We start from the raw sequence: 20,452 nt of genomic DNA on the forward strand, positions 1-20,452 counted from the left end.
GACCCGCTCAATTGGCTCCAAACGGTTCGCCTCCCCGCTTCTCCTTCAGCAGCAGCTTCACTTCAGCTTCGGCCAGCTGCGTATAATTCGGCACCAGTCCGTGCATGTCGTCGGTATCCCCATTCGCAAGACGCCGCCAAGCGAGCTTCGCGACAGATGCGGCCCCAATCTCGCTGGCGCGAATGTCGAGACGTACTCCGGGAACGCTCCGGCTGCTCCAGCTTTCAATCGTTTCGCGGAATCCGGCCGTTTCGCCTCCGAACACGAGGCGAAGAGGGATGCCTCCGTCGCGACCGCGGCCGTCGATACCATCCGCAAGCGATTCCAGCCAATCTTCCAGTATCCGAATCCCGTCTTTCACCACCGTATGCCAGACCTCTCCAGCCGATGCATATACGGCGCAATACGCTTGCTTGCGTCTGGCGTCCAGCAGCGGAATGAACCAACATTCCTCCTCGCCCGCAGCAGCATCCCGACCGGTCAGAACAGAGTCTCCGAGCGCCAGCGCCTCGAGTCCCGAAACGCCAACGACCGGTATACCGAGCGCCCAGGCGAACGTCTTCGCCACCGTAACGCCGATGCGCACGCCGGTATACGAGCCCGGACCCGTCCCGACCGCCACCGCGTCCAGCTCGGACGGCGCAAGGCCCGCTTCCCCAAGCAGCGTCTCGATCTCCGGCAGCAATTGGATCGAATGATTGCGCTCCGCCATCGAGCTGCGTTCGGCGATCAGCTCCCCTTCAATGGAAAGCGCGACCGTCAGCATCGCGGTCGATGTATCGATAGCGAGCAGCCGGCTAATGCCCGCTGCCCGATTATGTTCCGTCTTCATAGCGTTCCGTTCTCCTTCATATGCCTGCACCACGTCTCATAAGGCTCCCCGTGGGGCGTCAGCTCGATATCCCTCTCCCGTTCGCCCGTGTGGCGAATGCGGATTTCCAGAAAGTCGGGGGGGAGCAGATCAGCAATGCGCTCCGCCCATTCGACGAGCGTCACCCCGCCGCCGTAAAAATAATCGTCCAGCCCGAGGTCGGCGGCCTCCCTCCCGGTAATCCGGTAAACGTCCATATGATAAAGGGGAAAACGCACTCCCTCGTATTCCTTGATGATCGTAAACGTCGGACTGTTCACGATGCCAGGCACGCCGAGCGACTTGGCTACAGCCTGGGAAAACCGGGTTTTGCCCGCCCCCAGGTCGCCGTCCAGCGCAATGACCGAACCGGCGCCCATAAGGCCGGCCAACGCTTCGGCCAGTCTGGTCGTCTGCTCTTCCCCGTTCGAGGCATACGTATACGTGCTCGTAGCCGTCTCCCCCTTATGCGAAATGATTGTAGCCTTTTTTGCCCAGAAGAACCGGTTCGCCGCCCGGCTCCCGAATAAAGGTGACTCCGGCCGGACTCCCGTACGGAGAAGCTTCGGCGACTTCGCCGACAACCCAGAACCGCAGCCCCGCCTGTGCAAAAATCCCGCTCAGCTCGTCCACGCCGTCGGCCCGCACCGTCCCGACCAGCTCGTAGTCCTCTCCGCCATACAAAGCCAAATCGAGCGGGTCGAGTCCGGTCTCGGCGGCATAAGCGCGAAGCTCGTCCAGCTGCGGGATACAATGTCCGAATAGCCGGATATGCGCATCCGACGCTTCGGCGATTTCCCACGCCTCGCTAGCCAAGCCGTCGCTAATATCGTTCAGCGCCCCGCACAATCCGGTGCGGGCTTCACCCAGCAGCAGACCGGCAACGATGCGCGGCTCCGGCATCCGATGGGCGCGGGCGAGCGGACGAATCGCGTCCGGCAGCGCCTCCAGAAGCGGAGCGGCTTCGCCCTGCGCAAGCAAATACCGCAGCCCGGCGGCCGACGCCCCGAGCGGGCCGGTGACGAATACCGCATCCCCCGGCTTGGCGGAGGAACGCAACAGCGCCCGCCCTACGGCGGCTTCGCCGATGACCGTGACCGTGACGGTTAATCCGCCCGGAGACGATGTCGTATCCCCGCCGACTATCGTCGCGCCATAACGGTTGGCGCAGGCGTACAATCCGTCGTACAGCTCCCCGAGCCGGGCAGCAGACAGTCCGCGCGAGGAAGCCAAGGCAACAAGCGCCCAGCGCGGCTTGGCTCCCATCGCCGCCAGGTCGCTCAAGCTTGACGCCATCGCTTTATACCCGATATCCCGGTATGTCATCGTTTCCGGCTTGAAATGGACCGATTCGACCATCGTGTCGCAGGAGACGACCAGCTCGGTCCCTCCGGCGGAGCGCAGCACCGCCGCATCGTCGCCGATGCCTACGCTTACGCCCGAGCCCGCAGGGCCGGGCACACCTTTCATTCCGCTCTGGTTCAGCATGCGGATCAATGCAAATTCGTCCACGCCCGCCACACGACGTCCTCCCGTTTCAACTTGTACCTATTATATCGGTACGGCCGGAACGCCGCAACAACTCGCCCGCGCGACCAGGGGTCGAAGTAGGCGGTTTTTCTGCAAAAATGGCAGATTCAAAGAAACGAATCGACATTTTTTTCGTATAATGATAGATGAAGACATAGAACGGAGTAAAAAGATTCGGAGGTGTTCGACAGTATGCGACAACAGCGAATTCCAGATAAAGCAAGCCTCCCGGCACGGACGGGCGTCCGATGGGCAGCCGGCGTTCGATTGCTCGCGCTGTCGATTGCCGCCTTACTGATGACTGCGCTTGCCCCGCTTCCGGCCCAGGCCAACGTCATCGACAAGGTGAAGGGCTGGATGCAGCTGCCCGGTCAGGTGGACGAACTGCGCGATCAGTACGATACGACCAAGCAGCAGTTGGAGGATGCCTCCAAGCAAATCGACGAGGCGATGCGTAAATCGCAGGAGACGGTCGAGCAGTACCGCCAAGCCGAGCAGCAGCTACGTCTCGATAACGAACGGCTGGCTAAACAAAACGAACAGCTCGCGTTGCAAAACGAGCATTTGACGCAAGCCGTCAATGGGCTGCAACAGGCCGAGCAAACAAGAACAGAGCGCTCCAAACGAACCTGGACGCTCATATGGACCGCCGTTATTCTTGTCTTTCTTTATTTCGTCTCGTCCCGGCTGTTCCGGCTGCTGCTCAGGAGCAGACATTTGTAATTTTGTCATGACGAAGGGGGCTTGACCTATGGAGATCCGCTCCGACAGCATGTCCGGGACCGTCCCCCACGCCTCTTTCGCCGAGCTTGCGCTGGAGCGGGGCGAAGCGCTGCACGTGCTGCATCCGCAGCAAATTATCGCCTTCGAGGGCGAGTCGGCGCAGCGCGAGGACAAGTTGATGAATTTGCAAGGCATGTATCGCAAAAAAAAGCTGATCCGTTCCCGGCTCAGCGGACCGGCGCGGCTGATGCTGGCGCTCCCCGGCGGCTATTCGCTGCACTGCCTGTCGCTTGCCGGCAACGAGGATTTGCTGTTCGAATTTCGCCATCTGCTTTTTTACTCCGAAGGCGTCCAGATGAAAAGCGTTCTGCAAAGCTTCAAAAATATGATAGCTACCAAGGACGTCATGCGCATGAAATTTTCTGGACAAGGCACGATCGGCATCATCTCCGCCGGACCGCTTCGCGAATGGAAGCTGGACCCCGAGAAGCCTTCCTACATCGATACGCATTCGCTGATTGCCTATCCGCACAACGCCTCCATCGATCTGAGCGTGTACGGCAACCATCTCGCCAGCCAGCATATGAGCTTCCAATGGAAAATGACCGGAGCGGGTAGCGCTCTGCTGCAGGTCGGCAGGCCCGACGCCCGGCTGGAGCAGTTCGTCGAGCAGGATAGCTTGATGAAGCGGCTGCTGCGCGAGATCGTGCCGTTCGGCGGAGTTTGGTTTAAATAGAAGAACGAGCATCTTTGGGGAAAGCTCCCCTCGGATCTCGTTCTTTTTCGTTCTTTTTTGTTGGTTTTCCGGGCACCAGTCAAAGGCTGCCCGCTTCCGTTACTTATACGATGATGGCTCCTTGCAACCCCGACGGCTTGCTTCGACTCAGGATTCGCCGTCTGTCATCGTGTCGGTCGACGTTTCCTCTATCAGTCCGTTATGCAGCGTTACATTGCCGCCGCCCAAGCCTTCGTTGATCATCCGGTCGACGTCCATATCGTATTGCTCGCGACCTTCGTGATCGGCATCGCTCTGCTGCCGCTCGTCCATTCGCTCCCTCCTCCCGAAACGGTTATGGCATGCGAGCTTAGGTTGCCCAAACCGGCCGGGGGCATACGGCAAACGCGCCGCTCATATGCTGTTAGATGGGAGGGCAGGGTGTAGAACGGTCGTTTTTGGTGAACACTGATAAGCAGGATAACCAAAACGGAAATTGGAATAAACCGGCGCATGAATCCGCTTGGAGCAGGCGTCAGGCAGAGGAGGAAAAACGGCATGCATACGGTATGGAAGGGCGCGATCAGCTTCGGTCTGGTCCATGTGCCGGTCAAAATGTTTACCGCCACGGAAGACAAGGACATTGCGATGAAATACATCCATAAGGAGTGCGGAACGCCGCTGTCGTATGTCCGCACGTGCCAGCATTGCGAGAAAGCCGTAGAGTGGGAGCAAATATCGCGCGGCTACGAGTACGAGCCCGGCAAGTTCGTGCTGTTCGAGAAGGAAGAGCTGGACAGCTTGTCGGAAGCGAACAAAGAAATCAAAATATTGGATTTCGTCGATTTGCAGGAAATCGACCCGATTTATTTTCAAAAAACGTACTATCTCGCCCCCAGCGATACCGGAACGAACGCTTACAGCCTGCTGCTGGAAGCCATGCGCCAGACCGGCAAGATTGGCATCGCCAAAGTATCGATCCGCTCCAAAAGCAGCTTGGCGGCAATCCGCATCATCGAGGACTGCATTGCCATGGAGACGATCTTCTATCCCGACGAAATCCGTTCGATCTCCCAAGTGCCCAACTTGCCGGAAAATCCGTCGGTGAACGAAAAAGAGCTGACGATGGCCAAGATGCTCATTGAGCAGTTGTCCACTCCGTTCGCGCCGGAATCGTACAAGGACGATTACCGGGACAAGGTGCTGGAGATGATTCAGCAAAAAATCGCCGGGGAAGAGATCCGGATATCGCCGGAAGCACCGCAGACGAATGTGGTCGATCTAATGGCCGCACTGCAGGCCAGCCTGGAAGCCGCAAAGCCGGCTAACGTGCCGACCCAAGCCGCAGAGCCGACCAAACCGGCCGCAAAACCGAAAGCAAGCAAAAAGACGAAAAAAGAAACCGTCTCCTGATCCGCTGATAAGTTGGTTCAACTGATTACAGGAGGAAATAATGGAGCTAAAGCCGATTGTACCGTTCGAGCCGATTCGCGTCGAACGGGTGCCCAGCGGCCCGGAATGGATATCCCAAGTCAAGTGGGACGGGGTGCGCATGCTTGTCTATTATGACGGAACGAACGTCAAGCTGTGGAACCGCAGCGGCAACGACCGGACGATGCAGTACCCCGAATTGGCCGACGTCGGTTCTTACTGCCGCGCCGGGTCGGTTATTCTGGACGGGGAATTGATCGCGCTGGAGAACGGCAAACCTTCCTTCCAGCAGATCATGAAGCGGGATCAGCTGCGTTCGGACGGAAAAATCCGCTTGGCGCTCAACCGCATTCCCGTTTCGTATATGGTGTTCGATGTGTTGTACTGCGACGGTAATTGGTGCAACAACCGGCCGCTTTCCGAACGCCAGCAGCTTCTGGAACGGATCGTGGTGCCGAACGGACTGGTGCAGCTCGTAAGCAATGCGCAGGACGGGGAGGTGCTGCTCGGCGTCATGCGCGGCTACGGCATGGAGGGCATCGTCTGCAAAGACTTGACGAGCCTGTATCCTTGGGGCGGCAAAGACCGGCGTTGGCAAAAAATAAAGCTGTTTCGGGATTTGTACGCCGTCATCGGAGGCGTTACCTTCCGGGACAACATCGTCAATGCGCTGCTGCTCGGTGTTTACGACGAGCGGGGAGCCTTGGTGTATATCGGTCATGCCGGATCGGCCAAGCTAACCGGAGCGGATTGGGAGCGGCTTACCCGGCGCATCGAGACGATAAGAGCCGAGGAGCGCCCGTTCGCCAATAAACCGGAAAGAAGCAAGGATGCCATATGGGTGCGCCCCGAAATTGCCGTGAAGGTACAATTTTTGAACTGGACTGCCGATGGCGTCATGCGCCATCCGACGATCCAGTCTTTGCTCGATGCGGATCATCTTGAACTTCTGTGCACGACACGGCAGCTAAGCGATACGGACGGTTGAAGGAGGAACGAAAATGGCGACGGCCACGAAGGGCTCCATCACGGTGGAGGGGCACGAGATTACGGTAACGAATCCGCATAAAATGCTTTGGTCGGAGCGAGGGATTACGAAGCTCGTTTATTTGGAGAAGCTGATCGGACTCGCTCCTTACCTGCTGCCCTATTGCCGGGACCGGCATCTGACGACGATCCGCTACCCGAACGGCGTGCACGGAAAATCGTTTTACCAGAAAAACTGCCCCGAGCCTACGCCGGAGTTCGTTCGCACCGCACCGCTGGACGGCATCCAATACGTGCATTTGGACTCGCTGCCAACGCTGCTCTGGCTCGGCAATCTCGCCTGTCTGGAATTCCACGCCTCGTTCCACCGAATCGGCTCGATGCTGCCGGCCGAATGGCTGATCGACGTTGATCCGACCTTGGAGCGAGAACCCCGCCTAATGAAGGCCGCCTTGCTGATCGGCGAAGCGCTCGACCGGATGGGAATCCGTGCGGTGCCGAAGACGTCCGGCGCTACAGGCATCCAGCTGTACATTCCGCTTGCCAAGCCTTACACCTTCGAGCAGCTGCGAAGCATCGGGCATTTCCTCGGGCAATATTTGGTGCAGCAATATCCCAAGCTGTTCACGATCGAACGGTTGAAAAAAAATCGCGGCGACCTGATTTACGTGGACTACCTTCAGCATTGGTACGGCAAAACACTGTCCAGTCCCTATACGCCGCGCGCCCGCGAAGCCGCCTCGGTATCGGCTCCGCTGGAGTGGAGCGAGGTCGAAGGCAATGCCGATCCGCGCGACTTCCATCTGCTCAATATGGAGGAACGGCTGCGTGCCAAAGGCGATCTGATTGCCCGCACGCCTCCGCAGACGCTGGACCGGGTGCTCTCATTCATTCCCAACAGCTGACAAGAAAAAAGAACGGCAGTCGCCGAAGCCCCGAAGCTTCGCCGCTTGCCGTTCCTTTCTGTTGTCGGATTCAAGGTTAATCCGCCGTCTTCTTCAAGCCTTCCAGCTCCGCCGTCACCCGCTCGATCATCAGCACGAAAGAGGACAATTCCTTCGAGCTGCTGGCCTGCATCCGGGCATGGGACGCCGTCTGCTCCGACTCCGAACGGACCCGCTCCAGCTTGGCGGCAATCGCCCCCAGCTTATCCTCGACCTGAACGAGTGCATCCTTGGAGCGGGACGCCAGCTTGCGTACCTCGTTGGCCACTACTTCGAAGCCCCGTCCGTGCTCGCCAGCCCGCGCCGCCTCTATCGCCGCATTCAGACCAAGCAAGTGCGTCTGATCGGATATTTCCTGCATCAGCTCGCCCATCCCGTGAATTTGCGCGATCTCGTCGGTCAGCTCCCGCACGAGCTCGTTGGCGTTCTCCTGAGAGGCCGCCGTCCGTTCCGCCGTGTCGGCAACCGCCTGACTGCTTTCACCGAGCTCCACCATCATCGCCGCCAGCTCCTGTACCGCCGTCGTCACGACCTGCAATATGTCCTGCTGCTCCTCGACAAGGCGCTCGACTTTATTCTTCTCCGATCGCTCGTACGCCTCCAGAACCAATTGCGAATCGAGGTTGAACATTTTGGATACGGAAAAGACGACCTGCTGCCAATCGTCGGGCATGACTTGCTGGAAATGGGCGGTGGCCAAATTCAAATAAAGCATGTACGTACCCAGATACCACTCGCTGGTCAAACCGATGCGGGAATGAATTTCCCCGATCTGTATCCTTCTGCCTATGTATTCCTCGTCCAACACCCCGGAGGCAATGGATAAAAAGTACCATTGCTGGGTTTGCTTCAACCGCTCCAGCGTACTGTGCGTCCGTATGATCTCTAGCAGCTCCGGCTGCGCCGAGATGCGCTCGTACAACTCGTCCACCAGCGCCTGGACCACCCGCTCGAATTGCGGCTGCTTCGCTTGCAGCCGGTTCAGGTCGGCATCGGTCAGTCCGATAAAATCGACCTGCTTCTTCCTTGCTTCCGATAATGAAATCATAATGTCCCCCCTGATGATGGCAGCTGCCTAAAAGTCATCATTCGACATGAAGGCAGGGTTATCCTTCCATTTTCGGAGGGAAAGCGACAATTTTCGCAAAATCTTAATCTAACTGCGCCTGCCGGATATGCCCCAAGTCCCGTTAGAACAACGGAGCCAGCATGCGAGCGGCCGCTTCCTTCGCCCTTTGGTACTTCGAGCGGCTCTCGAACTCGGCCGGCTTGATCTCCTTGCTGTCGGCCACATCGGTCAAAAACTGCCGCTCCAACCGGATGATCGTGCTGCGGTCGTACAGGACGGCCATAATCTCGAAATTGCTGAAGAAGCTGCGCATATCCATATTGGCCGTGCCGACCGTCGCCAGCATCCGGTCGATAATTAGCGTCTTGGCGTGAATAAACCCTTTCTGGTATTGATAAAAGCGTACCCCCGCCTGCAGCAGCTCCGGCACGTAGGACAACGACGCCCAATGAACGATGCGCGCATCGGGCACGCCGGGCAAAATAATACGCACGTCTACTCCGCTGACGGCAGCCGTCTTGAGCGCCATCGCAATGCTCGAATCGGGAATGAAGTACGGTGTCGTTATGTAAATGCGGTTGCGCGCCACCGCCATAGCTCCGAAAAACACTTCGAGAACGGCATCCCACGGTGCGTCCGGGCCGCTTGCGATCAGTTGCACCGTCTCGTCGCCTACCTGCTCCTGCTCGGGGAAATATTTCGGATCGATCAACGTTTTACCGCTTGCAAACGCCCAGTCCGCGGCGAACGTATGCTGCATGTAGTAAACGCTGCCCCCCTCGATGCGGATGTGCGTATCTCTCCAATAGCCGAGCTTCGGATCGCCCCCGATATACTCGTTCCCGATATTGATGCCGCCCAGGTAGCCCGCCTTGCCGTCGATGACGACAATTTTGCGGTGATTGCGGTAATTGATCCGCTTGTCGAAGAACGCGATCAAAGGCGGCAGGAAGACGTGCACCTCCACGCCGGCCCGCTTTAATTCCTCGATATAACGTCGCCCGAGCTTGTAGCTGCCGACGCCGTCGTACAGCAGCCGGACGGCAACCCCTTCCCGGGCTTTGCGGATCATCATTTGCTTGAACCGTTCGCCGACCTTGTCGTCCCGCACAATATAAAATTGGACATGGATGAAGGAGCGGGCAAGTTCCATCCCCTTCAACAAGTCCGTATACAGCTCTTCCGCTTTATCATAAAGCTCGATTCGGTTGCCCGAGATTATCGGCGAGCCAGGAATGTTGCTGAGCAGACCGAGCAGCCGGTGCTCGCCGAATATTTCGCAACGGCGCGCAGCGTCTCCCGCAGCCGCTTTTTCCGCCTTCACCCGGTGAGCGCGGCGGATTTCGCTGATCACTCTGCGGTCTTTCCGTTGCATTTTTTTACGCTGCTTATACTCCTTGGCCAAGAAATAATACATGAAAAAGCCGATCACCGGAAAAATGAACAAAATCGATAGCCAGGCTACCGCTTTGGACGGATTGCGGAAATCGAGCACGAGAATGGTAGCGATTTGGAATATAAACAATCCCAATGCAATGCTTACCCAGAGCAAAACCGCCTTCACCTCCCGGCCTATCGATCAGTCGATAAATGCCATGCGAACCAAGCCATACCTCAACCGTCATGTCCTTAGCGGTCCCTTTGTATACTAGCATTCGCCGGCAGACGTTCCGTTATTCGCCTCCGTTCCGGTCACCGCGCGCGTTTCGATCGACATCTCTTTTGTCCCTGAAGGCCCCCCCACTATCCCTGACGCTTATTTCGCTTCGATGCCGCGCCGCTTGCTGCTCCTTATCCACAAATACCAAATAGCCGTCGCCATGACTACCGTCGCGATCAGGCTTCCCTCCGCCCCGAACGAACCGCCGGACCATACGCTTGAGCCCAACGGCTCCAGCTTCAACGGAGCTATCACCTTCGTACCGGATACTTCGAAGCCGAATATGTTGCCCTGTACGTAATTCCATGTCCAGTGCAGTCCGATCGGCAGCCAGAGCGATCCCGACACCTCCCGGCATATGCCAAGCAAAATGCCCGCGACCCATATATTGAATAAGGGCAGCGGATGCGCCAGCGCACCAGGGTTGAACGCATGCATGAGCGCAAAAAACAGGGAGGAGCAGCCCACGGCCGCGATCGCACCGAAGCGATGACGGATGAGTCCCTGCACGTAGCCACGGCTGAACAGCTCTTCGTTCAGTGAGACGAGGGCAAAAAACAGCACATATGCGGCAAGCTCTCTCCCTATCGGAGCATCCAGACTGAACGACACGATCCGTACCGCGCCGCCGATCCACATAACCGCAAATATCGCCGACATCAGCACGATACCCATCATCGCTCCCCGCAGCAGATCGGCCGTTGCCCCCCGTTTCTTCCAGCCGATCGGCCAGCGATTCCGGCGCTCGAACAGCGCGTACATCAGGGGGACGGCGGCGATAAAGCCGACAGCCTGTGCGATCGTCGAGCCGTATACAAAGGTTGGATCGGAAACGAGCTTTTCGATCGTAAGCGTCCCGTCCGCTCCGTCTCCCTGGCCGACGGCAAGCATCGCCACCACCGGGATCATTCCGATCAGCGTCAGCACGAAGGCCATCACGAACGCCAACCCGATTTTGCCCACTACGACGGCGGCCTGCACGGTTTTCTCCATAGGACAAATCCCTCCCTTTCTTTCAAGCATTATCCATCCCATTGTACCTGTTTGATTTTATACACACCACTGAATGTATGGTAAAATAAGAAAAACCTTTATCGGCGTCATTTAAGGGGGAACGACCGCGATTCAGCCGCAGTTTACATACCTGCCCACCAAAGGAGCGTGCCCTTCTATGCAAGTAGCGGATATTCGCCTGTTGGCGCAAGACGTGAAGCGCAATATCGGCAAAGTGATCGTCGGCAAGGAGGAGGTTATCGAACATCTGCTGATCGCGCTGATCGCCTCCGGGCACGTGCTGCTCGAGGATGTGCCGGGCACCGGCAAGACGATGCTGGCCAAAGCGATGGCCAAATCGCTGCGCTGCTCGTGCAAACGCATCCAGTTTACCCCGGACCTGCTGCCCTCCGACTTGAGCGGGATCAACTATTTCAATCAGAAGGAAGGGGAGTTTCAGTTCCGTCCCGGGCCTGTCTTTACGAACATTTTGCTGGCCGACGAGATTAACCGGGCAACGCCGCGCACGCAATCGAGCCTGCTGGAATGCATGGAGGAACGGCAGGTGAGCATCGACGGCGAGACGCGCAGCCTAAGTCGGCCCTTTATGGTCATCGCCACGCAAAATCCGGTGGAAAATCAGGGGACGTTTCCGCTGCCGGAGGCGCAGCTGGACCGTTTCCTGCTGAAAGTGCGCATGGGATACCCGACGCGCGAGGACGGCATCGATATTTTGAAACGGTTCAAGCAGGACAATCCCCTCGATGCGCTGGAGAGCGTAGCCGACGGCGAGACGATAGCGGAAGCCCAGCAGGCGTACTCGCAAGTCATTGTCCACGACGAGCTGCTCGCTTACATCGTACAGTTGGTGGAGAAGACGCGCAGCCATGCCGACGTCGCTTTGGGCGTAAGCCCGCGCGGCAGCCAATCGCTGCTCAAAGCCGTGCAAGTGCGTGCTATTCTGCAAGGACGCGAATACGTGCTGCCTGATGATATTAAGGCGATGGCCAAGCCGGTGCTCGCCCACCGTCTGCTGCTCCGGCATGCGACGCGGCTGAAGGAGCATGCGGCCGAAGCGGTCCTCGATCAGCTGCTGCGCGAGCTTCCCGTACCGGCGGAAGATCTCTCGGAAAAGCCGGGTTGATCCGTATGAGCGTACATTGGCTGCTGCTCGTCACCGCGCTCGTGCTGTTTGCGCAAGGGAAACTGTACCAATGGCTCGGTCTGCGTCATGTCCGTTACAGTCGTCGCTTCGATGTTCCCGCCTGTTTTCAGGGGGAAGAAGTGCAGCTGATCGAGGTTATTGCCAACCGCAAGCTGCTGCCGCTTCCGTGGCTGCGGCTGGAATCGCTGATGCAGTCCGGCCTGCGTTTTCACAGCCAAGCGAATCTGGATATTTCGAGCGGGGAACTGTTTCAAAATCACCGGAGCTTGTTCAGTCTGATGCCCTATACGCAAATTACGCGCCGTCACCGCATCCTCTGCCTGAAACGAGGCTGCTACGACCTGCAATCGGCGACGATGACGAGCGGCGATCTGCTCGGTCTGTTCACGACGTACCGGATGTTGTCGTTCGAACGACAGACGCGTCTGCTCGTCTATCCGCCGAGAATCCCGCTCGGCGACATCCCGTTGCCCTCTCATAGCTGGCAGGGCGACGTTTCGGTGCAGCGCTGGATCGTCGACGATCCGTTCCGGATCGCCGGGGTGCGGCCATACCGCTACGGGGACACGATGAATATGATCAACTGGAGCGCTACTGCTCGGGCAGGCTCGCTTCAGGTGCACCGGCGGGATTTCACCGCCGACCACCGGATTATGATCGTGCTCAATATGGAAATTACGGAAACGATGTGGGGGGCTGTGACGATGCCCGAACGGATCGAAAAAGGAATCGCTTATGCCGCGGCCATCGCCGAATCATGCCTTGCGCAAGGAATCGATACCGGCTTCGCTTGCAACGGCCCCGTTATCGACCTGCCGAGGCAGCCGGTACGCATCCTGCCTTCAGGCGGCGACGCCCACTTGGCCGATCTGTACGAGGCGATGGCGATGCTGCAAATCGAGCGGACCGAAGATTTCGCCGAATTTATGGAGCACGATCTGCTGCAGGGAGTGTCCGGCACCGATTACATCATCCTCACTTCCTATGTAAGCGATAAGCTGGAAGGTGTATTCGAGCGGCTGCGGCTGAACGGCAACGCGGTACGGATCGTACCGTTGACCGACGAACCGCTGCCTTCCTACGACTATCCTGTTTCGTCCTCTTCCGCCTCGACAAGCGAGCCCGATGCATCCGCCGGTTATGTTGCGGTCGCTTCGGCGAAATCGGCGGGGAGCGTGGAGTCGTTATGAGCGGAAACCGATTGAAACGCCTGATGCTTGCCTGGTGCCAAGGTCTCGGTGAGCTGCTGCTGTACTACCCGTTTGTCGTCGTCCTGTATGCGCTCGTCCCCCATATGGCCCCGGTCTTTTCGATCTGGCTCGCCATTGTATCCGTCTTCTATCTCGCCGGATTCGCGTTTCACGACACCTTTCCTGCGACGCGCAAGTGGCTGTCTCTGCTGACGGCCATAGCCCTTCCCGGCCTGATCGCCTGGTACGCCTCCTGGCCGGCCATACCGATCTTCCTGCTTAATGGGGCATTATGGATCTTGTCATGGATACGCGGCAGCCAGAACCGGCTGTGGGGCTGGTCGAGTTCGTTCCCTTCGGGCCTTCTGTGGATCGGCATGCTCGGCTACTTTATCGCTTCTCTGCTGGTTCCGCGTTTCGAGACGACCGCTCCTTACTCCGTCTCGGTTACGGTACTGGGCATCGTCGCGCTGGGGGCCGCGTTATACCGGACGAACAGTCTGAGCCTATCCGGCCAATCGTCCGGTTCGCCACAGGACGGCAAGCGCCGGGTAAGCGCCGAAACGCGCTGGCGCAACCGGACGCTCGTCCTGTCCGTATTCGCCGCCATCGTACTGATCGCTTCCATCGGCGCTATCGCGTCCGCGGTTAAACGGGCCGCGCTGTATGTATTCTTCGGGGTTATCGGTCTCATACGCAAGCTGCTGAGCCTGTTCGCTTCGGATGAGGGCGGGCAGCCTCCCCCGGCCGAGCCGCCACCCGATATGTCGGGCCTACTCCCTCCCGGGCAGCCGTCTGCCTTGGCTCTCCTGCTGGAAAAGGTGCTCTACGTAGTCGTGGCGCTCCTGCTTGCCGCCGGAGCATGTTGGCTTCTCTATATCGCGAGCAAATACGTCAGACGGTGGCTCCGGCGGCTGCTCGGCTGGTATGGCGAGCGGCTGGACAACTCGAACGAGGCGGGCTACGTGGACGAGAAGCAATCGCTGCTTGACGGCAGGGAATGGGTACGCGCCAAGAGCAAACAATGGACCTCGCGGCTGGCCGATACGTTCCGCAGGCTTCCCGGCTGGGAGGAGCTGCCCGACAACCGCGAGCGGGTGCGGTACGCTTACCGCCTCCTGCTGCTGCGGCGGATCGCCGCCGGTTACAAGCACGACGAGAGCCGGACACCGCGCGAAACGCGCCAGGAGCTGACCCGCCGCGCACCGCTCGGAAGCGACGAAAGCGAGGTTATCCCGCTGTACGAGGAAGTCCGCTATGGCGGCAAGGATATAACCGACGAGCAGGCCGCCGCCTTGCGCAGTATGCTTCGTCCGGACGGTAAAAACCGTATGTAACGGCGCTCCCGTCCGCTCCTCTCCACCGACAAGCAGACTTCCCCTTCGACCGCGACGGGAGAAGTCTGCTTGCGGTTTGCCGTTCCGACGTCCAGCTGTGGCTGCCGCCACGCTGCGCCCGTCCGGAGCCGGCCGCTTCTTCAACTTTCCGCTAACTAGGAGGTTCCCCATGAATATGGAGTCGGCGTACGAGACGTACCGGAAGCTGTTGTTCTCGATCGCCTACCGGCTGCTTGGATCGCGCACGGAAGCCGAGGATGCCGTTCAGGACGTCTTCGTCTCGCTTCATTCGGTCGATCCGGACAGCATTGACAATCTGAAAGCTTTTCTCTCCCGCTCGGTGGCCAACCGCTGCCTCAATAGCCTGAAATCCGCCAAAAAACGCAAGGAGCTGTACCCTGGGCCTTGGCTGCCGGAACCGCTGTACGCCGGAACGGAAGCCGAGCCCGGCTATAGGCTGGAGTTGGCGGAAGAAATCCGCTACGCCTATCTTGTTATGCTGGAGCTGCTCTCGCCGATGGAACGGGCCGTCTTCGTGCTGCGCGGGGCTTTCGACTTCGAGTATGCGGAGATCGCCGGGATTATCGGCAAAACCGAAGACAATTGCCGGAAAATATTGAGCCGCGCGCGGCGCAAAATAACCGAAGCCGGATACGATGCGGTTTCAAGCGGGGAAACCGAGCGATCGAACGTCGGGCCCTTTATCGAAGCGATGCGACAAGGCAACATTGCCACGGCAATCGGTTTGCTGGCAGATTCCGTCGTTCTGATGACGGACGGAGGAGGCAAGGTGCGGTCCGCCATGCGTCCGCTTGCCGGCATCGAGCGGGTCGGCGCCTTCCTTGCGGGCATCGCCCGCAAGCGCGCGTTTGCCGATGGAGTCGATCCCGTCACCGTCAATGGCGAAACCGGCATGCGCGTCAGGCGGACTTTTATGCCTGACGCCATATGGAGCTTCTCCTTCGATCCCCAAACGGGCCTTATTACACGCATATACGCCGTCTCCAATCCGGATAAATTAATCGGCGAGTAATGCGGGGTGTCACAAAACCGTCCTGTATGTTGTCTTATCCTATGAAACGACAACATCCCTTACGGGACAGGAGGAATTGTATATGAAAACCCGTTTTCTCATGAACAGCGTCAACCCGGCCGCTTATCAGGCTATGCTCGGACTCGAGGCCTATATCGAGGGTGCCAGTATTCCGAAGCCGCTGCGCGAGCTGATCAAAATCCGCGCCTCGCAAATCAATTCCTGCGCCTTCTGCATCGATATGCACGCCCGGGACGCCCGCAAGCTGGGCGAGACGGAGCAGCGCATCTACGCGTTGAACGCATGGAGGGAGACGTCCTTCTTTACACCGGAAGAACGAGCCGTACTCGCTTTGACCGAAGCTGTCACGCTAGTCGCCGACACCCATGTGCCCGATGACGTGTACGATGAGGTGCGGCATTATTTCGACGAGAAGCAAACGTCGGAAATTGTGATGCAGATCGTCGTGATCAACGCTTGGAACCGGATAGGCGTCACGACTCGGCTGATGCCGCCTAAAGCCGACTAAACGGCATAAACTCGATCTCACGACTACGCCCCCCGGACTTGCGTCCGGGGGGCGTAGCTCGGTTATCGCAGTCTACATTATGTGTATAGGCGCGGCAATCGGTTGCCCAGGCTGGTCAATACTTCCTGCGAGATGGTACCCATCGCCTCCGCCACCTCGCGGAGAGCGATCGACTGGCCGCCGTTTACGCCGATCAGCGTTACGGGAGTTCCGACCGGAACATATTCGGATAGCCGGATCAACGTCTGATTCATGCAGACATTGCCGACCCCGTACGCCCATTGCCCGTTGACAAGTGCGGGCATGCCGCGGCACCGTCGCGACCAGCCGTCGGCATAGCCGATCGGCAGCGTGGCGATCCACTGATCGCTGTCCGCGATATATGACCGGTCGTACCCGACGCTCTCTCCGCATTCGATCCTCTTGACGTGCACAATGCGCGTATGCAGCGAAAAGGTAGGCCGGAGCGGGACTTCAGGCGTTCCTGCCTCCTGTCCGTCAATCGGCGTAATGCCGAACAAAGATGCCCCCACCCTCACCATATCGAGCGCCTGCCCGGGAAAACGGATGGCCGCTGCGCTATTGGCGAAATGAGCAATGAAGCCCGTAAAGCCCGCTGCTTCGACCAGCCTGCGCATACGGGCGAACCGTTCCAGCTGTTCCCGGACAAACCCCGTATCCGCCTGATTGGCCGCAGCCAGATGGGTGTATACGCCCTCCAACGCGAATTTGCCGGATTGCAGCATCGGCAGCAGCCGGGCCAGCTCGCGTTCGTCGCGAATGCCGAACCGCCCCATCCCCGTATCGAATTTCAGATGAACGTTCAGCCGCCGGCCGCTCCTGCGGCTATTTTGCATCTCCTCCAATCCTTCCGCGGAGAATACCGGCAAGGAAATTTGGCATTCGGCCGCAAGTTCCGCCTTGTCCGGATCAGACGGCGTCAAAACCAGGATCGGCAGGCGGATACCCGACTCCCGCAGCAGCAGCCCTTCCCGCAGCGTTCCGACGGCGATCGCATCCGCTCCCGCTTCCGTCGCAGCCCGCGCGGTGGCTTGCAGGCCATGGCCGTAGCCGTCGGCCTTGAGCACCGCCATGAACGCGCAGTCCTGCGGCAGCCTGCCGCGGATGGCAGCCATATTGTCCTGCATGGCGCGAAGATCGAGCTCGATCCAGGCGGCCTCTCTCACCGGGGACGATATCTTCATCGCCCAACCGCTCCTTTGTCCCGCAGCGCTTGCTCAATCGACTCCAGCCCCAACACCCTCGAGCCCTTGAGCAGCACGACGCAATCGTCCAGCGTCTCGCGCAGCAAGCGCGCAATCGCCTGCTCCTTGTCGGCGCAGATGGCGACACGGTCTGCGCCGAAGCGCGGTACAGCTTCTTCCCCCATACGGGCTGCCGACGCTCCTACTGTCACGACCAGATCGATCCGCCCGGGATCCAGCTCCCGGCCCAAGTCGCGGTGCAACTGCTCCGACTCCTCTCCCAGCTCGACCATATCGCCAAGCACGGCTATTTTTCGCTTCGGCTTGCGGAAATCGTATAACGTTTGCAAGGCTGCCCGGACGCTGGCCGGATTCGATTTGTACGCATCGTTCAGGATGAGGCATTCGCCGACGCGCACCACCTCGTTGCGCAAGCCGCTCAAGGCGGCGCCGTACAGCCCTTCGCGTATCGACTGCTCGGGCACTCCGAAATGGCGGGCCACGGCAATCGCGCCGAGCGCGTTCACCATCTGGTGTCTGCCATGAATCGGCGCAGCGAATTTGTCCGGCTCCCGCTCGTCCAGCACGAAGGCGAAGCCGCTATCGTCGGCGCGCCAATGCAGCGGGCGCAGCTCGTTGGACGGCTGCACGCCGTAAGCGATCCTTTTGCCTCGAAAGCCGGATCGGCCGATCTCCTCCTCCAGCTGCGGGTAGTCCCCACAATAAGCCAGCAAGCCTCCGGGGCGCAGCGGACCGACGATCTCCAGCTTCGCCTGCACGATGCGCTCCCTTGTGCCCAAATCGCCAAGATGCACCTCGCTCACGCTCGTAATGATCGCCGCATCGGGTTCGGCGATAGTCGCCAATGCCGCAATTTCCCCGAGCGCGGACATCCCCATCTCCACGACCGCCATTTCCGTATTTTCCTCCATACCCAGCAGTGTAAGCGGCACGCCCAGATGGTTGTTCAGGTTGCCGTTCGTTTTGTGCGTACGGAACGTAGTCGAAAGCAGCGCGGCGAGCATGTCCTTCGTCGACGTTTTGCCGTTGCTGCCGGTAATGCCGATAACCGTGGCGCCGATCTGACGCCGATATTCCCGTGCCAGCCGCTGAAGCGCCGCCAACGCATCGTCCACCTCGATGACGGCCGGATGGTCCGGCCGTCCCGGCTCCCCTTTCTCCCATAACGCGGCAGCCGCTCCCTTCGCCAGCGCATCGGCCGCATAGTGATGCCCGTTGAACCGCGGTCCACGAATCGGGACGAATAATGCGCCCGGAGTCACGGTCCGGGTGTCCGTACACACGCCCTGGACTGACGTCTCCGGCAGATCGGTCGCGTGATCCGCACCGATCATCGCGGCTATGTCGCGTATCGTTCGTCTGATCATGATCCCGTCCCCCCCGTCTGGCCTTGTCTTGTGTTCGCGAACCGTTCCAGGGCAAGCCGGATCAATTCGTCCAGCAGCCCGGAGAACGAATACAGCCCGTTGTAGGTCAGCATCGCCGGGTACATGCTGTTTTCGGTAAAACCGGGAAGCGTGTTCGCTTCGTTGAAATAAATGTGGTTTTCATCGGTAACGAAGAAGTCGACGCGCATCAATCCGGCACCATCCAGCGTGCGGAACACCTTCAGCGCCATGTTTTGCAGCTGCTCGTGCACCTGTGCGTCCAGCCTCGCCGGAATCCGCATAGTCAGCTTGCCGCTGCCGTATTTGCGCGAGTAGCTGAAGAAGTCCAGCTCCCGCTCGAATTCGCCCCCCTCGGAGCAGTACGGCCGATCGTTCCCGAGGACGGCAAACTGCACTTCTCTTCCGACGACTTCGCTTTCCACGACGATTTTACGGTCGTACCGGAACGCCCCCGCTGCGGCATCCCGCAGCGCGGAGCGGTCGACGCACCGTTCGATGCCGATGCTGGAGCCCATGCGGGCCGGCTTGACGTAGCAAGGATATCCCAGTCCGTCCTCGATATCGAAGACGAGCGCTTCTCCTTCGTCGACCCATTCCTGCTCCGTCACAACCCGGTAGGCCGCTTGGGGAATGCGCGCCTGCTCCATCAGGCGCTTGGTTGCCGCTTTGTCCATTCCGGCCGCCGAAGCGAATACGCCGTTGCCCACGTAAGGGACGTTCAGCATGTCCAGCATGCCCTGCAGCGTCCCGTCCTCGCCGTTCGGGCCATGGAGTGCCGGGAAGACGATATGCTTGCTTCGATCTCCGTTATACCATTGCTTCAAAATAGCGCTCATCGAGGAACAGTCGTCGGCCTCCAGCCGCAGCTCCTCCACGCTGTCGACCGGAACCGTCAGCTCGGCCCCTCCCCGCCACATGCCCTGGGGCTCGATGTAGATCGGGTATACGCCGTAACGGCTTCGGTCCAGATGATTGATAAGGGAAAACGCCGTTTTTAACGAGACGTCGTGCTCGGGGGATTGTCCGCCATATATGACATATATATTTGTTTTCATGAATCGTCCCGCCTGTCTGTTGGAATGGTTCCATTATGCGGGACAACTTTTAACAATTTCACATCGAAAATCTAAAGAAAAGCTTATCAATTTCGTAACGAAACGTAAAAGGGGTGCCCCACAAGTCCCCATTGCATGACAAACAGAAGCCTCCATCCCCACTTCTTAGGCAGGTTTGGAGACTTCTATTTGCTTCTATCCTATTTCCGTCAGCCCTCCGCCCTCGGAGTGCGTCGGCTCAGCATCAGGCTGATCAGCGCAGCGGCCGCCGACATGACGGCAAAATACACGTTGGCCTCCTGCACCGTCACCGTTTTCCACCAGACGACCACGTGGACCAGTTGGCCCATCGGGGTAAAGACGAGCCAAAAAAACAAACATCCCGCAATAAGCAGCGGCTGTACGAAGACGCTCCATATGCGCTTCTTGCGGCGCTCCGGCTTTTCCTTTACTGCCGGTTCCACCGTGTTTCCCTTATCCAATTCCAATTTCGGTATCCTCCTGGGTTTTCCTTCGTTGTTTAAGCGCGGAACCCATCGTTCCATCCGATCGACTGTATCGCCGTAGCTCCTCGGGGAGCTTTCTTTTGGGTGTGCTTCGATTGTCTTTACTTGTCATCGCCGGGCT

General features: G+C 58.9%; 21 protein-coding genes. 10 read left to right on the forward strand and 11 right to left on the reverse strand.

The genetic code is table 11. From position 1 onward, the window contains the following. Positions 1-7: 7 nt before the first annotated feature. Genes tsaB through thiL form a run of 3 tightly spaced genes read right to left on the reverse strand, consistent with a single transcriptional unit; the run spans position 8 to position 2,371 of the window. Positions 8-832, reverse strand: coding sequence for a tRNA (adenosine(37)-N6)-threonylcarbamoyltransferase complex dimerization subunit type 1 TsaB (gene tsaB / locus ABD796_RS08450; RefSeq protein ID WP_344905809.1), 825 nt, complete (start codon positions 830-832; stop codon positions 8-10). Then, a complete protein-coding gene (gene tsaE, locus ABD796_RS08455) occupies positions 829-1,326 on the reverse strand; it encodes a tRNA (adenosine(37)-N6)-threonylcarbamoyltransferase complex ATPase subunit type 1 TsaE (protein WP_344906314.1) in 498 nt (165 codons plus the stop codon). Before tsaE ends, tsaB begins: the two co-directional genes overlap by 4 nt. Then, positions 1,316-2,371 carry a thiamine-phosphate kinase gene (gene thiL, locus ABD796_RS08460; protein ID WP_344905811.1) on the reverse strand — a complete coding sequence of 352 codons (1,056 nt, stop codon included), beginning with the start codon at positions 2,369-2,371 and terminating at the stop codon, positions 1,316-1,318. The genes tsaE and thiL overlap by 11 nt, the downstream gene beginning before the upstream one ends. Positions 2,372-2,572: 201 nt before the next feature. Between thiL and ABD796_RS08465 the strand changes: the two genes are divergently transcribed. Continuing rightward, entirely contained in the window at positions 2,573-3,103 is a 531-nt protein-coding gene (locus tag ABD796_RS08465; protein WP_344905825.1) for a hypothetical protein, read from the forward strand. Between the two features lie 28 nt (positions 3,104-3,131). Continuing rightward, positions 3,132-3,839 carry an AIM24 family protein gene (locus ABD796_RS08470; RefSeq protein ID WP_344905827.1) on the forward strand — a complete coding sequence of 236 codons (708 nt, stop codon included), beginning with the start codon at positions 3,132-3,134 and terminating at the stop codon, positions 3,837-3,839. 147 nt (positions 3,840-3,986) lie between these two features. On the opposite strand, the gene ABD796_RS08475 is transcribed toward ABD796_RS08470, so the two are convergent. Beyond that, the gene (locus tag ABD796_RS08475) at positions 3,987-4,151 is read right to left on the reverse strand and encodes a hypothetical protein (protein ID WP_344905829.1); all 165 of its coding nucleotides are present in this window, start codon (positions 4,149-4,151) and stop codon (positions 3,987-3,989) included. A gap of 225 nt (positions 4,152-4,376) precedes the next feature. On the opposite strand from ABD796_RS08475, the gene ku reads away from it, so the two are divergent. The 3 genes from ku to ABD796_RS08490 are packed head-to-tail and all read left to right on the forward strand — an operon-like array spanning position 4,377 to position 7,141. Next, positions 4,377-5,231 (forward strand): non-homologous end joining protein Ku, encoded by an 855-nt coding sequence (ku, locus tag ABD796_RS08480; RefSeq protein ID WP_344905831.1) that lies wholly within the window; start codon positions 4,377-4,379, stop codon positions 5,229-5,231. Between the two features lie 40 nt (positions 5,232-5,271). Then, positions 5,272-6,237 (forward strand): ATP-dependent DNA ligase, encoded by a 966-nt coding sequence (locus ABD796_RS08485; protein WP_344905834.1) that lies wholly within the window; start codon positions 5,272-5,274, stop codon positions 6,235-6,237. A 13-nt stretch (positions 6,238-6,250) separates the two neighbouring features. Then, positions 6,251-7,141 (forward strand): DNA polymerase domain-containing protein, encoded by an 891-nt coding sequence (locus ABD796_RS08490; protein ID WP_344905837.1) that lies wholly within the window; start codon positions 6,251-6,253, stop codon positions 7,139-7,141. 76 nt (positions 7,142-7,217) lie between these two features. On the opposite strand, the gene ABD796_RS08495 is transcribed toward ABD796_RS08490, so the two are convergent. The 3 genes from ABD796_RS08495 to ABD796_RS08505 all read right to left on the reverse strand — a co-directional run bounded on the left by ABD796_RS08495 (position 7,218) and on the right by ABD796_RS08505 (position 10,902). Next, a complete protein-coding gene (locus ABD796_RS08495) occupies positions 7,218-8,228 on the reverse strand; it encodes a protoglobin domain-containing protein (protein ID WP_344905840.1) in 1,011 nt (336 codons plus the stop codon). Between the two features lie 142 nt (positions 8,229-8,370). After that, the gene (gene cls, locus ABD796_RS08500; RefSeq protein ID WP_344905843.1) at positions 8,371-9,801 is read right to left on the reverse strand and encodes a cardiolipin synthase; all 1,431 of its coding nucleotides are present in this window, start codon (positions 9,799-9,801) and stop codon (positions 8,371-8,373) included. 204 nt (positions 9,802-10,005) lie between these two features. Then, positions 10,006-10,902, reverse strand: a complete 897-nt coding sequence (locus ABD796_RS08505) for a CPBP family intramembrane glutamic endopeptidase (RefSeq protein ID WP_344905846.1) — start codon at positions 10,900-10,902, stop codon at positions 10,006-10,008. 178 nt (positions 10,903-11,080) lie between these two features. Here ABD796_RS08505 and ABD796_RS08510 point away from each other — a divergent pair, with 178 nt between their 5' ends. From ABD796_RS08510 to ABD796_RS08530, 5 genes are all read left to right on the forward strand, one after another. After that, positions 11,081-12,046: an AAA family ATPase gene (locus ABD796_RS08510; protein WP_344905849.1), complete on the forward strand. Its 966-nt coding sequence runs from the start codon at positions 11,081-11,083 to the stop codon at positions 12,044-12,046. Positions 12,047-12,051: 5 nt separating this feature from the next. Continuing rightward, positions 12,052-13,257, forward strand: coding sequence for a DUF58 domain-containing protein (locus ABD796_RS08515; RefSeq protein WP_344905852.1), 1,206 nt, complete (start codon positions 12,052-12,054; stop codon positions 13,255-13,257). After that, positions 13,254-14,594, forward strand: coding sequence for a DUF4129 domain-containing protein (locus ABD796_RS08520; RefSeq protein ID WP_344905855.1), 1,341 nt, complete (start codon positions 13,254-13,256; stop codon positions 14,592-14,594). The genes ABD796_RS08515 and ABD796_RS08520 overlap by 4 nt, the downstream gene beginning before the upstream one ends. Positions 14,595-14,763: 169 nt before the next feature. After that, complete coding sequence (gene sigJ, locus ABD796_RS08525) at positions 14,764-15,627, forward strand: RNA polymerase sigma factor SigJ (protein WP_344905858.1); 864 nt, start codon at positions 14,764-14,766, stop codon at positions 15,625-15,627. Between the two features lie 82 nt (positions 15,628-15,709). Beyond that, complete coding sequence (locus tag ABD796_RS08530) at positions 15,710-16,156, forward strand: carboxymuconolactone decarboxylase family protein (RefSeq protein WP_344905861.1); 447 nt, start codon at positions 15,710-15,712, stop codon at positions 16,154-16,156. Positions 16,157-16,233: 77 nt separating this feature from the next. Here the strand turns inward: ABD796_RS08530 and alr are convergent, their stop codons facing one another. The 4 genes from alr to ABD796_RS08550 all read right to left on the reverse strand — a co-directional run bounded on the left by alr (position 16,234) and on the right by ABD796_RS08550 (position 20,313). After that, a complete protein-coding gene (alr, locus tag ABD796_RS08535; RefSeq protein WP_344905864.1) occupies positions 16,234-17,361 on the reverse strand; it encodes an alanine racemase in 1,128 nt (375 codons plus the stop codon). Continuing rightward, positions 17,358-18,749, reverse strand: coding sequence for a UDP-N-acetylmuramoyl-tripeptide--D-alanyl-D-alanine ligase (locus ABD796_RS08540; protein WP_344905867.1), 1,392 nt, complete (start codon positions 18,747-18,749; stop codon positions 17,358-17,360). Before ABD796_RS08540 ends, alr begins: the two co-directional genes overlap by 4 nt. Next, positions 18,746-19,825 carry a D-alanine--D-alanine ligase family protein gene (locus ABD796_RS08545; protein ID WP_344905870.1) on the reverse strand — a complete coding sequence of 360 codons (1,080 nt, stop codon included), beginning with the start codon at positions 19,823-19,825 and terminating at the stop codon, positions 18,746-18,748. The genes ABD796_RS08540 and ABD796_RS08545 overlap by 4 nt, the downstream gene beginning before the upstream one ends. Positions 19,826-20,034: 209 nt before the next feature. After that, on the reverse strand, positions 20,035-20,313 hold the full coding sequence (locus ABD796_RS08550) for a hypothetical protein (protein WP_344905874.1): 279 nt from the start codon (positions 20,311-20,313) through the stop codon (positions 20,035-20,037). Between the last annotated feature and the right edge of the window lie 139 nt (positions 20,314-20,452).

This window comes from Paenibacillus hodogayensis (assembly GCF_039536325.1).
GTDB lineage: Bacteria > Bacillota > Bacilli > Paenibacillales > NBRC-103111 > Paenibacillus_AB > Paenibacillus_AB hodogayensis.

Bases quoted from the DNA above. Each gene is read 5' to 3' on its own strand.
- ABD796_RS08475 (WP_344905829.1), bottom strand. From the start codon at position 4,151: ATGGACGAGCGGCAGCAGAGCGATGCCGATCACGAAGGTCGCGAGCAA.
- sigJ (WP_344905858.1), top strand. From the start codon at position 14,764: ATGAATATGGAGTCGGCGTACGAGACGTACCGGAAGCTGTTGTTCTCG.
- ABD796_RS08465 (WP_344905825.1), top strand. From the start codon at position 2,573: ATGCGACAACAGCGAATTCCAGATAAAGCAAGCCTCCCGGCACGGACG.
- ABD796_RS08505 (WP_344905846.1), bottom strand. From the start codon at position 10,902: ATGGAGAAAACCGTGCAGGCCGCCGTCGTAGTGGGCAAAATCGGGTTG.
- tsaB (WP_344905809.1), bottom strand. From the start codon at position 832: ATGAAGACGGAACATAATCGGGCAGCGGGCATTAGCCGGCTGCTCGCT.
- ABD796_RS08510 (WP_344905849.1), top strand. From the start codon at position 11,081: ATGCAAGTAGCGGATATTCGCCTGTTGGCGCAAGACGTGAAGCGCAAT.
- alr (WP_344905864.1), bottom strand. From the start codon at position 17,361: ATGAAGATATCGTCCCCGGTGAGAGAGGCCGCCTGGATCGAGCTCGAT.
- ABD796_RS08515 (WP_344905852.1), top strand. From the start codon at position 12,052: ATGAGCGTACATTGGCTGCTGCTCGTCACCGCGCTCGTGCTGTTTGCG.
- ABD796_RS08485 (WP_344905834.1), top strand. From the start codon at position 5,272: ATGGAGCTAAAGCCGATTGTACCGTTCGAGCCGATTCGCGTCGAACGG.
- ABD796_RS08530 (WP_344905861.1), top strand. From the start codon at position 15,710: ATGAAAACCCGTTTTCTCATGAACAGCGTCAACCCGGCCGCTTATCAG.
- ABD796_RS08520 (WP_344905855.1), top strand. From the start codon at position 13,254: ATGAGCGGAAACCGATTGAAACGCCTGATGCTTGCCTGGTGCCAAGGT.
- ABD796_RS08495 (WP_344905840.1), bottom strand. From the start codon at position 8,228: ATGATTTCATTATCGGAAGCAAGGAAGAAGCAGGTCGATTTTATCGGA.
- ku (WP_344905831.1), top strand. From the start codon at position 4,377: ATGCATACGGTATGGAAGGGCGCGATCAGCTTCGGTCTGGTCCATGTG.
- ABD796_RS08470 (WP_344905827.1), top strand. From the start codon at position 3,132: ATGGAGATCCGCTCCGACAGCATGTCCGGGACCGTCCCCCACGCCTCT.
- ABD796_RS08490 (WP_344905837.1), top strand. From the start codon at position 6,251: ATGGCGACGGCCACGAAGGGCTCCATCACGGTGGAGGGGCACGAGATT.
- ABD796_RS08540 (WP_344905867.1), bottom strand. From the start codon at position 18,749: ATGATCAGACGAACGATACGCGACATAGCCGCGATGATCGGTGCGGAT.
- ABD796_RS08545 (WP_344905870.1), bottom strand. From the start codon at position 19,825: ATGAAAACAAATATATATGTCATATATGGCGGACAATCCCCCGAGCAC.